Below are 12,825 nucleotides of genomic sequence, written 5' to 3'. Positions count from 1 at the left end.
GGACTTTGCGCCAGCGGCGAGGGCTTGGCAACGGCTAAATGTTACCTTGTATCACGGAGGGCCAAATGCGTGGGATGCGTGCAGCCATCACCGAAAACAGGATCAGAATTTCGCCATTTGAACCAGTCAGGTGGCCGAAATCCTGTGTTGTGTCGGCCAAGCTTCTGGTTAGATTGGCCGGATGGACCGGACGAACAACACGCAAATGGCTGGAGTAGAGAGCCTGAAGCCAGATTCCACCAAAGGCGATGAGCCCGCTTGGGTATGTTTGTTTCTGGCGTGGTGTATTGCGGCCGTCTCAACGCTGGGTGTGATATTTGTCGGGGAAATAATGGGACAAACGCCCTGCATTTTGTGCTGGTATCAAAGGGCGTTCATGTTTCCTCTAGCCGCCATTTTGGGCATCGCAGCATTTCGCAGTGATTTTGCGATCTGGCGGTATTCAATCCCGCTCGCTGGAATCGGGGCGCTATTTTCATTCTATCATTCGCTAATTTATGTCGGTGTGATCTCTGAAAATCTCGCACCTTGTAGCCAAGGTGTTTCGTGCGCCAGTAGTGATATGGATATCTTCGGCCTGGTGCCGCTGCCGATCCTCTCACTAGGGGCATTTTTTGGTATTGTTGCCTTGAACTATTTTATGATGCGGAGAGTCAAAATATGACACGGCGTACAATGGTATTTCTGGCTGGTTTCGTTGCCGTTGCCATTTTCATTTTGGGCTCCATTTTTTATACCAAGCCTGCGCCGGATTTCGCGCAAGGTATCGGGCCCGGCGGGGATAGCGTTCTGGTCAGGCCGCATTCACCAATCCTTGGCCCCGAAACCGCAAATGTAACCGTCACCGAATTTTTCGATCCGATGTGCGAAACCTGCCGCGAATTTTTCCCGCTTGTTGAAGAAATTATCGGGGACCATCAGGGCAAGGTCCGCGTTGTCCTGCGATATGCAACTTTTCATCCAGGCTCTGAAGACGCTGTAAGGATTCTTGAAGCAGCACGCCGGCAGAACAAATTCGAAAGCGTTCTGTTTGTCTTGCTGGAAAAGCAGAGTGAATGGGCCGCCCATGGCGAGCCCAACATTGCGCGCGCGTGGGAACTGGCCGGTGAAGCGGGCCTTGATCTACCCAAGGCCAAAACGGATGCGCTGTCACCTGAGGTCGATAGGGTAATTCAACAGGATCTTGCCGATGCGAAATCTGCCGGCGTATCGAAAACCCCGACTTTCTTTGTAAACGGCAAGCCATTGCTATCATTCGGGAAACAGCAACTTTACGATATGGTTTTGGCAGAGGTAGGGCAGTAATCGCAGGTTGCGAGGGGTGCCTGCGAAATTGCTGCAGCGCCTTACTGGCCGCACCCAATCCAAACTCAGCTATCCCGCAGTTTGCCGCTGTGCCCCTTGTGCTGACCCTAGGCCGCCAGCTTGATCGGTTCAATCTCACCCGAAAGGTAAAGCTTCTTGGCCTTGGCCCGGCTGAGTTTGCCCGACGAAGTGCGGGGCAGGGTGCGCGGGGGGACCAGTTCGACAATCGCCGGGTGGCCCAGGATAGAACGCACTTTATCGCGGATTGTATCGTGCAGCTTCTGGCGTTCTTCGGGATCGGAAACCCGGCAGTGGACCAGCACCGCGACCGATTCTTCGCCCGCATCGGTTTCAACCGAGAACGCCGCGATATCGCCGTGGTTGAAGCCGGGCAGTTGTTCGACCGCCCATTCGATATCCTGCGGCCAATGGTTCTTGCCGTTGATGATGATCATGTCTTTGGCGCGGCCGACGATAAACAGATAGCCATCAACCAGATAGCCCATATCGCCGGTATCCAGCCAGCCACCAACCATGCATTCGGCGGTGGCTTCGGCATCACGGAAATAGCCCACCATCACACTGGGGCCCTTGCACCAGACTTTGCCGATATGGTGATCGGGCAGAACGCTGCCGTGCTCACCGCGGATTTCGATCTTCATGTCCTTTACGGCCTTGCCGCAGTTGACGATCGCGCGGTAACGCGCCGGACGGCTCAGATCGCGGGACGTTCCAGAAAGCCGTTCCTCCTCAACCAGCTCAATCCGGATCCCCTCGCCCGGCGGCATGATGGTGACCGCCAGGGTGGCTTCGGCCAGGCCATAGCTTGGCAAAAACGCGCTGGCCTTGAAGCCGGCTTCGGCGAAGGCGTTGACGAATCCCTGCATCACATCGGGGCGGATCATATCGGCGCCGTTGCCGGCAATCCGCCAGCGCGACAGGTCAAACCGCTCCGAAACGTGACTCTGGCTGGAGATGCGGCGCGCGCAGATATCATACCCGAAAGTTGGCGAATAGCTTAGTGTTGTGCCGGGATTGCGGCTGATCAGATCCAGCCAGGCAAGCGGGCGCCGGGCGAAATCTTCGGTCTTGAGGTAGTCAGCCGAAACCTGATTGGCGATCGGCGAGAGGAAGCAGCCGACCAGGCCCATATCGTGATACCACGGCAACCACGAAACGCAGCGGTCATCAGGCTCAATCAGCATGCCCTCGCCGTGCCCGGCCAGATTGTTGAGCAACGAGGCATGGGTTACAGCAACGCCGTGCGGAAAGCGGGTAGAGCCGCTGGAATACTGCAGATAGCAGATATCATCGCCGCTGGTCTGGGGCAGATCACAAGCCGCATCGGGGCGGGCGGCAAATTCTTGCCAGCTCATCCCCTGGCAGCCTTGCCGATCGGCCGCAGGATGGGTCAGCTCGCCAATTTCGGCCGGATAGAACAGGATTGCAGGATCGCTGCTGGCCAGCTGCACCGCCAACTGATCGACATATGCGTCCTTGCCCCCAAAACTGGTCGGCAACGGCAGCGGGACCGGCCACAGACCGGCATAGATGCAGCCGCAAAACAGCGCAGCGAATTCGGGTCCGGTTTCGGCGATCAGCGCCACCCGGTCACCCTTTTTCAGGCCATGTGCGGCCAGCCGCCGGGCCATGCCAAGCGCATCTTCGCGCAGTGCGCTGAACGGATAGACCAGTTTCAGCGTGCCGCGTGGATCGTGAAAATTCATCCCGCGTTTGCCGCTCGCGGCATAGTCCAGCGCTTCGCCAAATGTGGCAAATGTGGAAAGTCGGCGCGGAAGATCATCTTGATTGGGGGTTGGGACCAGGGCCCCTTCAGCGTCGTTCACTAGCGTGGCGGCGTCTGTCATGCGCGAATAACCCGTTCTATTTCAATGCAAAGGACCGTATCGCACTGGCCTGTTACATCCTGAATCCGTAACGGGCCCTCGAAAGGACCCGTAACACCGGCCTCCCCATTTGCGCGCGAGTGTGGCACGAATAAGGCCGATGTTTACCAAACCCCGCCCCAATTCCCGCGAAAAGCGCCAACCAAAGCCGCTCAATCCGGTGCGATTGAACGACCTGGCGCTGCACTATGTGGCGCGGTTCGCGACTAGCGCGGCCAAACTGGCGGACTATCTGCGCCGCAAACTGCGGGAGAGGGGCTGGGATGGTGAAGGCGATCCGGAAATTCCCGCGCTGGTCGAACGCTTTGTGGCGGCGGGCTATATTGACGACGAAGCCTATGCCCGCGCCAAAAGCGGCAGCCTGCTGCGGCGCGGCTATGGCCAGCGGCGGGTCAATCAGGCCTTGGGTGCAGCCGGGATCGCCGAAGAGGTGCGTGAGGAAGTGCGCGCTGCCCCCGACGCGCAGCGCGCCGCCGCGCTGGCCATGGCCAAAAAGCGCCGGTTTGGCCCCTATAGTGCCGAAACTCCTGATCGTAACTTGCGCCAGAAACAGCTCGCCGCAATGCTGCGCGCCGGGCATCCGATGGACCTGGCCCGCGCGGTACTGGAAGCCACGAGCATCGATGCGGCTGAGGACTGGGCCATGGAGGAAGTGGAATGAAGCACCGGAATGCACTGGCCGCACTTGCACTCACGCTCGCGCTGGCGGGCTGCAAGGCGCAAGAAGGCGATCCAGCGCCCACGGTGCCAACTGTGACCGCGGTCCATCCGGCAAGCGGGCTGCGGGTAATCGCAGTTGCGATCACGCACGCCGGCAAGCTCCACACCGTCAAGGCCGAACTGGCGCAAAGCCAGCAGGAACAGGCTAAGGGTCTGATGTTCCGCACCGCACTGGGGCCGGATGAAGGAATGCTGTTCCCGTTTACCCCGGCCAAACAGGCCAGTTTCTGGATGAAGGGCACGGTGATCCCGCTCGATCTGCTGTTCATCGCGCCTGATGGCCAGATCGCCAACATTGCTGCGAATGCGGTGCCTTATGATGAAAGCAAGCTAAGGTCGGAAGGTGCGGTGAAGGCAGTTCTGGAAATTCCTGGCGGCCGGGCTGCGGAACTGGGGTTAGCCGCGGGCGACATAGTTCAGTGGTAATCGTGCCGCAGGCTTGATAAAGCCGGTTTCAGGCGCGCGATATGGTGGAGATAAGCATGAAGCGTTTCTTTTCGCTCGCCGCAGCCAGCCTGCTGGCGATTTCCGCGCCAAGCCCAGCCAGGGCCGATGCTGTTACCAGCCTGCTCGATTCGGCCAGTTATTATCTGCAATTGGCGGCCTCATCAGTGGATCTCTCATCGCGGGTCAGTGCGCGTAAGGAAAAATGCCAGTGGGCCCGCCAGGCCCAGGGCGAAATGGCCAAGGCTGTTGGTTTTTACGATGCAGCGCTGCAACGTGCGCAAACTGATTGGCCGCAAGGCGATCGCGATAAGCTGGGCCAGCTGGTCAGCAATGTCCACGATCAGTCAAGGCGGCTCGATGAATTGACTGGGAAACTGTGCTGATCACGGGCTGGGCGGAATCTATTTTTCCTTAAATAACAATTGCATCTTTACCGCCCATTAGCCTCTTGTGGCTAGAGAGGTCTGGCAGCACGTAACTGCTGCCTCAAAACCGGCCGGACGGCCTTGCTCTCTCCCCGTTTCCCCCACAGCAAACCGTCCGGCCGGAATTTCGGCCGATCAGGTTAACGCCCTTGAACATCGCGCCGTGAGGTCCGACATAGGCAAACCAACCAGACGAGGATCCCCATGTTCGACCCTTACAACCGCCCCGGCAACGCAATGACCCAGGACCCCGTAACCGGTGCGCTGATCCCGATGGTGGTTGAGCAATCAAGCCGCGGTGAACGCAGCTTTGATATTTATTCGCGGTTGCTGCGCGAACGGATCATATTCGTGACGGGTGAGGTTGAAGATCACATGGCCAGCGTGATCGTGGCCCAGTTGCTGTTTCTGGAAAGTGAGAATCCTTCAAAGGATATCTCGATGTATATCAATTCGCCGGGCGGCGTGGTTACGGCCGGCATGGCGATCCACGATACCATGCAATACATCAAGCCCAAGGTTGCGACTGTCTGCATCGGCCAAGCCTGCTCGATGGGCAGCTTCCTGCTTGCCGCTGGTGAACCGGGGATGCGGGTTGCCCTGCCGCAGGCGCGGATCATGATCCACCAGCCTTCGGGCGGGGCGCGCGGGATGGCTTCGGATATCGAAATCCAGGCCAAGGAAATCCTCCGGCTCAAGCACACCATGCATGAACTCTACGCCAGCTACACCGGTAAAACGGTCAAGCAGGTTGCTGATGCAATGGACCGCGATACCTGGATGAGCGCCAACGAAGCCCAGGAATTTGGGCTGGTGGACAAGGTGTTCAACACCCGCCCCGAAGGCGAAGAGCCGGGCAGCGGTGAAAAGGGTTCGGGCGGCGCGCCGGACTAGGCTGGAAAGTCTTTGCTAACCCTGCCACTTCAGCGTCGGTCAATATGACCGTGCTATGGCAGGATTGATAATTGTCTGCGCCGCCTTACACTCGGCGCGAATCCTTGTGCGATCAGGGTGAAGAGAAGCGAGCATGACGAAACTGAGCGGATCAGACACCAAAAGCACACTGTATTGCAGCTTCTGCGGCAAATCACAGCACGAGGTGAGGAAGCTTATCGCCGGGCCAACCGTGTTCATCTGCGATGAATGCGTTGAACTGTGCAACGATATCATCCGTGAGGAAACCAAGGCCGGGATCGCCGGCAAAAAGGGCGGCGATGTGCCCAGCCCGCGCGATATCTGTGAAACGCTTAACGATTACGTGATCGGCCAAAGCCGTGCCAAGCGCGTGCTTTCGGTTGCTGTGCACAATCACTACAAGCGCCTCAAGCACGGCGGCAAGGGCGGCGAGGTTGAACTTTCGAAGTCCAACATCCTGCTGGTCGGCCCGACCGGCTGCGGCAAGACTCTGCTGGCGCAAACGCTGGCCAAAACCTTTGATGTGCCCTTTACCATGGCCGATGCGACCACGCTGACTGAGGCTGGTTACGTTGGCGAAGACGTGGAAAACATCATTCTCAAGCTGCTTCAGGCCAGCGATTACAACGTTGAAAAGGCCCAGCACGGGATCGTCTATATCGACGAGATCGACAAGATCAGCCGCAAAGCCGAAAACCCCAGCATCACCCGCGACGTTTCGGGCGAGGGGGTGCAGCAGGCGCTGCTCAAGCTGATGGAAGGCACCACCGCTTCTGTGCCTCCGCAGGGCGGGCGCAAGCATCCGCAGCAGGAATTCCTGCAGGTCGATACCACCAACATCCTGTTCATCTGTGGCGGGGCTTTTGCGGGCCTGGAAAAGATCATTTCAGACCGCCTGCAAAAACGCTCGATCGGGTTTGGTGCGCACGTTGCGGATCCTGAAAAGCGCAAGGTTGGCGAATTGCTCCAAAAAGCTGAGCCTGAAGATCTGTTGAAATTCGGGCTGATCCCGGAATTCGTCGGCCGGCTGCCGGTGATTGCAACGCTGGAAGACCTTGATGTTGAGGCGCTGGTCAAGATTCTGAAAGAGCCCAAGAACGCGCTGATCAAGCAATATGCCCGGCTGTTCGACCTGGAAGACGTTGCGCTGACCTTCACCGAAGATGCCCTGGAAGCAATCGCCAAAAGAGCGATCGAACGCAAAACCGGCGCGCGTGGGCTTCGTTCGATCGTTGAAGGCCTGCTGCTTGATACGATGTTCGACATCCCGACCGAACAGGGCATTGCCGAAGTGGTAGTGGACAAGGATGTGGTCGAAGGCCGCAAGGAACCGGTGCGGGTGCTGAAAGGCAAGGAAGAGGCGGCTTAGGCGCCTTCTGTCGTCAGCTCGCAGCTTTCGGGGTGCATTGCCGCGCTCTCGGCAGCTAGCCAGGCTGTATTGAACAGCGCCGTTCGGTCGCCATTCCCGGAGATGTCGTAACGGGCAGTCATAACCGGACGCCGTTTGTGATCGACCAGTCTGATGGTTACAATCTGCGCTCCCATTGGAATGGTTGGCATTACAGCTGAGCGACTCGCCGTCATTGGCAGATTTTCGATCCCAGGGCGCTGGGACAGCGCAATCCGAACGGCTGGGCCGGCATCGAATGAGATTTCGGCCGTCAGGCCTTCAAGTTGTCGAGCAGGGGCCGGGCCGCGTTTGCCTGGCGGGCTGAAGGCCGCAACCATCAACAGTCCATCGCCAATTGGGCCGATCCCTGTTGCCGTCGGTTCGGCCAACAGGAAGGATACTGCCAGGTCGGGCTGCGCAGCGCGGGTTCTTTCGGGTATGTCCGGCATTGGCGGATCCCATGACGCCGTGGTTGCAACCCGGTGGCCGCCAGGCGTCAGATAGATGTTGACATCAACCCGCTCGCCCAGCGCCCCGGTGGCCTGACCGAAACAAACATGCTGGCGCTCTCGCGCAAATACCGGCGGCGCTGCAAGCAGCACCGCCATCGCAGTCAGGATCGGCAAAGACCGCATCAAACAGCCTGGTGGAACACCACCTCGCCGTCCTTGGATACGGAAATGTCCTTCTGGACCGTTTTTTGCAGCATCCAGGTTCCGCCGCGCTGCACCCAGGCGTCTTCGGAAATGATGGTTACGTCCATCTCAGCCGTGGTGCCATCTTCCATCGGGCGCGATAGGTGCAGGTCCATCTGCTGTTTCACTGTGGCGCCGGCGGCTGTGATCGTGGCTTCAAGCATGGTGTACTTGGGCTTCATGTTCGGATCCTGCGGCATCTTGGCCAGCATTTCCGACATTTCGGCCATTGTATGGGTTTCGCCCTGGATGTCGATCATCTCGTAATCGGCGGTCAGCACCTTGGCCAAAGCGGCCGCATCGCGCGCATCGGACGCGGCGTGCAGCACGGCATAGCGCGGCTCGAGCATGGCCTTGGCGTCCTGCGCGATTGCAGGAGCGACAATGGCTACGGCGGCAAGCGCGCCGGCAAGAAGGGAGAAATCACGCGAAAAGGCCATATCAAACTACTCCGGATGCGCCCGTAGGCGATTGGCCGGGCCTAAGCTTTGCAGCCCGAACCCGGCATGAACGAAATGTCAGTGCTGGTGCCCCTGATGCAAGCTGCAATCGGCGAATGTCGTTTCCACCTGGACGGTTGCATGGTGGATCCCGAACTGCTGCTCCAATTCGTGGGCCAGGCCGTGCAAAAAAGCGTCGCCCGGGTTGCCTTGCGGCATCACCAGGTGCGCGGTCAGCGCGCTTTCGGTGGTGCTCATTCCCCAGATATGCAGATCGTGGACTGCATCAACGCCCGGCTGTGCGTTCAGGAAGGTCCGCACCGATCCTTCGTCGATATGGCGCGGCACGGCCAGGAGCCCCATCTTGACCGCATCTTTCAGCAGGTCCCAGCTGCCCCAGGCCAGGCCAACGGTGATCACCAGACTGGTCACTGGATCGATCCAGTTCTGCCCGGTCAAGAAAATCACCAGCCCGGCAAAAACCACGCTGGCCGAAACCACTGCATCGGCCATCAGGTGCTGGAATGCGGCGGCCAGATTAAGGTCGGTCTTGCGGCCGCGCGCAAACAGCAGCGCCGAGGCTACGTTGATCACGATCCCCGCTGCGGCCACCGCCATAACCAGCGGGCCGTCAACCTCGCGCGGGATCCACAGGTGCCGGATTGTTTCCAGCAATACGGCGCCCAAGGCCACCCACAGCAGCGCGGCATTGGCGATCGCGGCCAGGATCGAGCTTGATTTGAGGCCATAGGTAAATCCCGGCCCAGCTGGCCGTGCGGCCAGCACACTGGCCCCCCAGGCCAACAGCAACGACAGGACATCGCCCAGATTGTGCCCGGCATCAGCCAGCAGCGCAGTTGACCCGCTGAGGTAGCTGGCCACCACTTCGGCCACCACGAACAGCGAATTGAGCGCAATTGCGATGCCAAATGCCGTGCCGTGGCTTGATGGGGCGTGGTGATGCCCATGCCCATGCCCATAGTGATGGCCATGCCCATGGTGGTTCCCGTGAGATGTGTGGTGCGCGCCGCCCATAGCCCTCTTTCCCGTTCAGCGTTGCACAAATGCCGCAGTGCAGCAAGAATCGTCTGTGCGCAGAGCGGGGATAGTTTGGGCAGACATGGTGGATTTAACCAAATGCAGCAACTTAGTTACGCGCTTTCCCAGACTTTTGTAACGACATTACCAATCGCCGCGAGTCCGCACTGGACTGTCCCGATGCGTGTCATAGCAACGTCACATCCACTTGTTTAGCTGCGGCTGTGGCCCCTGTATGTACGGGGACACAAGGGGGCGGCTGCGATTCGCGGGCCGAATTTCCTCTAGCAATTTCAAAGCGAAAATCAGGCTGATCGGTTCGGCCACAAGGGGAATCAGTAACCATGCAACTCAAGTTCTTCCTCGCCGCCAGCGCTGTGGCGATCGGTGCAGCTTCAATGAGCAGCCCCGCAATTGCTCAATCCACTGGCTCGGTCGATGCCGAAGCGCAAATTGTTGTAACTGGCAGCCGGACCAAGGTGCAGGAAGTTGGCGGAATTTCGGCGCCTGACGCGGCCAAATCCAAGTTGGTGTTGACCCAAGAAAATATCCAACGTCAAAACCCTGGCCAAACCATTCTCGATACCATCAATCAGGTTCCTGGGGTCAGCTTTCAGAACAACGATGCCTATGGTTCCTCGGGCGGCACACTCAACATTCGCGGTTTCTCGTCCGATCGGGTCAGCCTGACCTTCGATGGTGTTCCGTTGAACGATTCCGGCAACTATGCGATTTACTCAAATCAGCAAATCGATCCCGAACTGATCGATCAGGTCAATGTAAACCTGGGTACAACTGACGTTGACAGTCCGACCGCCTCGGCTGCGGGCGGCACCGTTAACTACCGGACAAAACAGCCCGATACACATTTCGGCGCTACGATGTCGGGCTCGTTCGGACAATTTGATTTTATGCGTATTTTCACCAAGATCGAAACCGGTGAATTTACTGCAAGTGGGACCCGCGCCTACTTCTCGATGAGCCGCACAACAAACAACAATCCGTTTAACAACTACGGCAGGGTAGATAAGCAGCAGTACAATGCGAAGCTGTACCAGCCGCTGTCCGGCGGAGATTTTGTTTCAATTTCAGGTCATTACAACCAGAACCGCAACAATTTCTTTGGTTCTTTGCCGCTCCGCTGGGACATGACCCAATCGCCAACCAACCTGGCTGCACGTAGCGTCGGTTCAGGTTCGAGCAACCGCTATCCACTGAATGCCGGTGAGCGCGAGTACCTGATTGCTTACCCCTGCACCACAGATGTAGCGGCGAATGCAGTTCAGGATGTGACCAATGCCTGCGGCACCGAATTTGATCGGCGTTTCAACCCTTCGAACACCGGCAACGTTCGTGTGCAGTCAAAGTTTACCCTGCGTGACGATTTGGTGCTGACGATTGATCCCAGCTTCCAGTACGTAAAGGCTAACGGCGGCGGAACGGTCACGGGCCGCGAGGGCTTTCGCACCTTGGGCGGGGTCAACTACACGGGCTTCATCGGAAGGAATTACTATTTCGGGCGCGATCTCAACGGCGACGGTGATCTGCTAGATACGTGCCGCACGGTCGCAGCTGCCGGTCAGGCTTGCAGCACCACCGCTTCGGCCACAAACGTGCCTGGCGGCGGTGTTACCTTGATTGCACCAAGCAACACGCAAACGCACCGGATCGGCGTGATCGCTGGTCTGCGCTGGAAGATTGACGAAAATAACACCGTCCGTTTGAACTATACCTATGATCGGGCGCGCCACCGCCAAACTGGTGAACTGATCGGCGTGGCCGCCAATGGAACGCCACTTGACGTGTTTCCGGGGAATAGCCCGTTGACGTCATCTACTGGTTTCGCAGTGCAGAAGCGTGACCGCCTATCCTGGGCGATCCTTCAGCAGTTCTCTGCGCAGTACATCGGCAAGTTCATGGATGGGAATCTGCTGATCGATGCTGGTTTGCGTGTCCCGTTTTTCCGGCGGAATCTGACCAACAATTGCTTCACTACATCTGCCGGTGGCGATGTGGATTGTATTGCAAACGATCCCACCACAATCGCAGCTTATGGCACGTTGAACACTTATAGTTACAACACTACAACCAATGCCGTAACAGGTTTTGCCGCTCCGCAGCAGCGCATTTACAACTATTCGAAGCTGCTTCCCAGCATTGGCTTCGTGTTCTATGCGATGGACAATGTTAGTGTTTTCGGAAACTTCTCGCAGGGACTTTCGGTTCCTGGGACTGATAACCTCTATCAGTCATTCTACTTCCCGCTGGGAACCTCACAGGCCACACCGCGCCCTGAAACCACCGATAACTTCGACATCGGTCTGCGTTTCCGTTCAGGAAAGATCCAGGCGCAGATTTCGGGCTTCTATAACCAGTTCCATAATCGCCTGGCTTCGGCCTACGATCCTGAATTGAACACTACGCTGTATCGCAACCTCGGTAACGTGAAGAAGTTCGGACTTGATGGATCGATCGCGTTCCAGCCCGCCGCTGGACTGACTTTTTATGTCTTCGGTTCGGTCCTCAAATCGGAAATCAAGGATGATGTAGAAATCGGAAGAAACCTCGATGGAACCGTGATCTACGCCCCCACGGCAGGAAAGCGTGAATCGGGGGCTCCTCGGTATTCGTTCGGCGGCACGGTAAATCTTGATGTCGGGCCGATCGCCTTTGGCATCACAGCCAAGCGCACTGGGGAACGTTACATTTTTGACACCAACCAGGCTATTTACACCGGCTCGTTCATCCCGAACGGTGCCAAGGCTTGCTCAACCACTACCACTTGTGTGGCCCCGGTCTTGTCCCCAACTCAAATCGCTAGCACCGCGCAGATTTTCCCGTCAGCTGCTCCGGCATACTGGCTGGTCAATCTTGATGCCCGCGTGAAGCTTGGCTTTCTTGGGCTAAACGATGAAACCTACTTGCAAGTGAATGTGTATAATTTGTTCAACCAGTTTTACGTTGGTGGCTTTGGCGGCAATCTCAATCAGAACACGAATGGTTCCTTCAGCCAGTCAACTGGGACGTGGAGCTATGGCTCGGTTCCCTTTGTTCAAATCGGTGCCCCGCGCACTGTTAGTGCAACAATCACCTTCAAGTTCTGATCTGGTCAGGCGCAATCGAAACGGAACTGGGGTCGCTGCGGCGGCCCCTTTTTCGTTTTGGGGCTGCTTGGATCCTTCCCAAATTCGCCGAATGGCGCATTTCGGGAGGTGGATGGGCCGTCAGGCCCAGACGGAGGGGCATGGGCGACGGCGTAGAAACCCCTCCGCCAGCGGCATGACGCCGATCCACCTCCCCATTTGTGGCCTTCGCCAAAAATGGGAAGGATCTAGTGTTCAGCCTATCAACCAGTTTTCATCAGACCCTGCGCAGCCTTGCGCACAGCGCTCAGGCTGAAAGTCCCCCATCGACCACCAGTTCGCTCCCGGTGGTAAAGGCCGCCCGGTCGCTGGCGAGAAACACCACGGCATCGGCCACGTTCTGCGGCTCTCCCAGGTGGCCCAGCGGGTGCATGGCCGAGACGTTCGCCAGCGTCTCGTT

13 protein-coding genes are annotated in these 12,825 nt (G+C 57.9%); 8 read left to right on the top strand and 5 right to left on the bottom strand.

Translation table 11 applies throughout. The features are described 5' to 3' along the window. Window positions 1-205 precede the first annotated feature (205 nt). Together ABL914_RS05835 and ABL914_RS05830 are read left to right on the top strand one after the other, a co-directional pair. The gene (locus tag ABL914_RS05835; RefSeq protein WP_391562224.1) at window positions 206-664 is read left to right on the top strand and encodes a disulfide bond formation protein B; all 459 of its coding nucleotides are present in this window, start codon (window positions 206-208) and stop codon (window positions 662-664) included. Continuing rightward, window positions 661-1,305 carry a DsbA family protein gene (locus ABL914_RS05830; RefSeq protein WP_391562223.1) on the top strand — a complete coding sequence of 215 codons (645 nt, stop codon included), beginning with the start codon at window positions 661-663 and terminating at the stop codon, window positions 1,303-1,305. Before ABL914_RS05835 ends, ABL914_RS05830 begins: the two co-directional genes overlap by 4 nt. A gap of 107 nt (window positions 1,306-1,412) precedes the next feature. Here the strand turns inward: ABL914_RS05830 and ABL914_RS05825 are convergent, their stop codons facing one another. Then, a complete protein-coding gene (locus ABL914_RS05825; protein ID WP_391562222.1) occupies window positions 1,413-3,173 on the bottom strand; it encodes a fatty acyl-AMP ligase in 1,761 nt (586 codons plus the stop codon). A 139-nt stretch (window positions 3,174-3,312) separates the two neighbouring features. On the opposite strand from ABL914_RS05825, the gene ABL914_RS05820 reads away from it, so the two are divergent. The 5 genes from ABL914_RS05820 to clpX all read left to right on the top strand — a co-directional run bounded on the left by ABL914_RS05820 (window position 3,313) and on the right by clpX (window position 7,088). Continuing rightward, window positions 3,313-3,873 (top strand): regulatory protein RecX, encoded by a 561-nt coding sequence (locus ABL914_RS05820; protein ID WP_391562221.1) that lies wholly within the window; start codon window positions 3,313-3,315, stop codon window positions 3,871-3,873. Beyond that, window positions 3,870-4,358: a DUF192 domain-containing protein gene (locus tag ABL914_RS05815; RefSeq protein WP_391562220.1), complete on the top strand. Its 489-nt coding sequence runs from the start codon at window positions 3,870-3,872 to the stop codon at window positions 4,356-4,358. The genes ABL914_RS05820 and ABL914_RS05815 overlap by 4 nt, the downstream gene beginning before the upstream one ends. Before the next feature lie 56 nt (window positions 4,359-4,414). Continuing rightward, window positions 4,415-4,762, top strand: coding sequence for a hypothetical protein (locus ABL914_RS05810; protein ID WP_391562219.1), 348 nt, complete (start codon window positions 4,415-4,417; stop codon window positions 4,760-4,762). 279 nt (window positions 4,763-5,041) lie between these two features. Beyond that, the gene (gene clpP / locus ABL914_RS05805) at window positions 5,042-5,698 is read left to right on the top strand and encodes an ATP-dependent Clp endopeptidase proteolytic subunit ClpP (protein WP_391562218.1); all 657 of its coding nucleotides are present in this window, start codon (window positions 5,042-5,044) and stop codon (window positions 5,696-5,698) included. A 133-nt stretch (window positions 5,699-5,831) separates the two neighbouring features. Continuing rightward, window positions 5,832-7,088, top strand: coding sequence for an ATP-dependent Clp protease ATP-binding subunit ClpX (gene clpX / locus ABL914_RS05800; RefSeq protein ID WP_391562217.1), 1,257 nt, complete (start codon window positions 5,832-5,834; stop codon window positions 7,086-7,088). On the opposite strand, the gene ABL914_RS05795 is transcribed toward clpX, so the two are convergent. The 3 genes from ABL914_RS05795 to ABL914_RS05785 form a co-directional block, all read right to left on the bottom strand. Next, window positions 7,085-7,744 carry a hypothetical protein gene (locus tag ABL914_RS05795; protein ID WP_391562216.1) on the bottom strand — a complete coding sequence of 220 codons (660 nt, stop codon included), beginning with the start codon at window positions 7,742-7,744 and terminating at the stop codon, window positions 7,085-7,087. The genes clpX and ABL914_RS05795 overlap by 4 nt on opposite strands. After that, a complete protein-coding gene (locus ABL914_RS05790) occupies window positions 7,744-8,244 on the bottom strand; it encodes a DUF4440 domain-containing protein (protein ID WP_391562215.1) in 501 nt (166 codons plus the stop codon). The genes ABL914_RS05795 and ABL914_RS05790 overlap by 1 nt, the downstream gene beginning before the upstream one ends. A gap of 78 nt (window positions 8,245-8,322) precedes the next feature. Further along, window positions 8,323-9,279 (bottom strand): cation diffusion facilitator family transporter, encoded by a 957-nt coding sequence (locus ABL914_RS05785; RefSeq protein ID WP_391562214.1) that lies wholly within the window; start codon window positions 9,277-9,279, stop codon window positions 8,323-8,325. 347 nt (window positions 9,280-9,626) lie between these two features. Between ABL914_RS05785 and ABL914_RS05780 the strand changes: the two genes are divergently transcribed. Further along, window positions 9,627-12,386: a TonB-dependent receptor gene (locus tag ABL914_RS05780; protein WP_391562213.1), complete on the top strand. Its 2,760-nt coding sequence runs from the start codon at window positions 9,627-9,629 to the stop codon at window positions 12,384-12,386. 286 nt (window positions 12,387-12,672) lie between these two features. Here ABL914_RS05780 and ABL914_RS05775 read toward each other — a convergent pair whose 3' ends face one another. Beyond that, window positions 12,673-12,816 (bottom strand): SDR family oxidoreductase, encoded by a 144-nt coding sequence (locus tag ABL914_RS05775; protein ID WP_391562281.1) that lies wholly within the window; start codon window positions 12,814-12,816, stop codon window positions 12,673-12,675. Between the last annotated feature and the right edge of the window lie 9 nt (window positions 12,817-12,825).

This window comes from Novosphingobium sp., from assembly GCF_040079535.1.
Lineage (GTDB): Bacteria > Pseudomonadota > Alphaproteobacteria > Sphingomonadales > Sphingomonadaceae > Novosphingobium.
This window is presented reverse-complemented; position numbering and strand designations above follow the sequence as displayed.

What these genes read in the sequence shown, in the direction of transcription:
- ABL914_RS05835 (WP_391562224.1), top strand. Translation starts at nt 206, where the DNA reads ATGGCTGGAGTAGAGAGCCTGAAGCCAGATTCCACCAAAGGCGATGAG.
- ABL914_RS05830 (WP_391562223.1), top strand. Translation starts at nt 661, where the DNA reads ATGACACGGCGTACAATGGTATTTCTGGCTGGTTTCGTTGCCGTTGCC.
- ABL914_RS05825 (WP_391562222.1), bottom strand. Translation starts at nt 3,173, where the DNA reads ATGACAGACGCCGCCACGCTAGTGAACGACGCTGAAGGGGCCCTGGTC.
- ABL914_RS05820 (WP_391562221.1), top strand. Translation starts at nt 3,313, where the DNA reads ATGTTTACCAAACCCCGCCCCAATTCCCGCGAAAAGCGCCAACCAAAG.
- ABL914_RS05815 (WP_391562220.1), top strand. Translation starts at nt 3,870, where the DNA reads ATGAAGCACCGGAATGCACTGGCCGCACTTGCACTCACGCTCGCGCTG.
- ABL914_RS05810 (WP_391562219.1), top strand. Translation starts at nt 4,415, where the DNA reads ATGAAGCGTTTCTTTTCGCTCGCCGCAGCCAGCCTGCTGGCGATTTCC.
- clpP (WP_391562218.1), top strand. Translation starts at nt 5,042, where the DNA reads ATGACCCAGGACCCCGTAACCGGTGCGCTGATCCCGATGGTGGTTGAG.
- clpX (WP_391562217.1), top strand. Translation starts at nt 5,832, where the DNA reads ATGACGAAACTGAGCGGATCAGACACCAAAAGCACACTGTATTGCAGC.
- ABL914_RS05795 (WP_391562216.1), bottom strand. Translation starts at nt 7,744, where the DNA reads ATGCGGTCTTTGCCGATCCTGACTGCGATGGCGGTGCTGCTTGCAGCG.
- ABL914_RS05790 (WP_391562215.1), bottom strand. Translation starts at nt 8,244, where the DNA reads ATGGCCTTTTCGCGTGATTTCTCCCTTCTTGCCGGCGCGCTTGCCGCC.
- ABL914_RS05785 (WP_391562214.1), bottom strand. Translation starts at nt 9,279, where the DNA reads ATGGGCGGCGCGCACCACACATCTCACGGGAACCACCATGGGCATGGC.
- ABL914_RS05780 (WP_391562213.1), top strand. Translation starts at nt 9,627, where the DNA reads ATGCAACTCAAGTTCTTCCTCGCCGCCAGCGCTGTGGCGATCGGTGCA.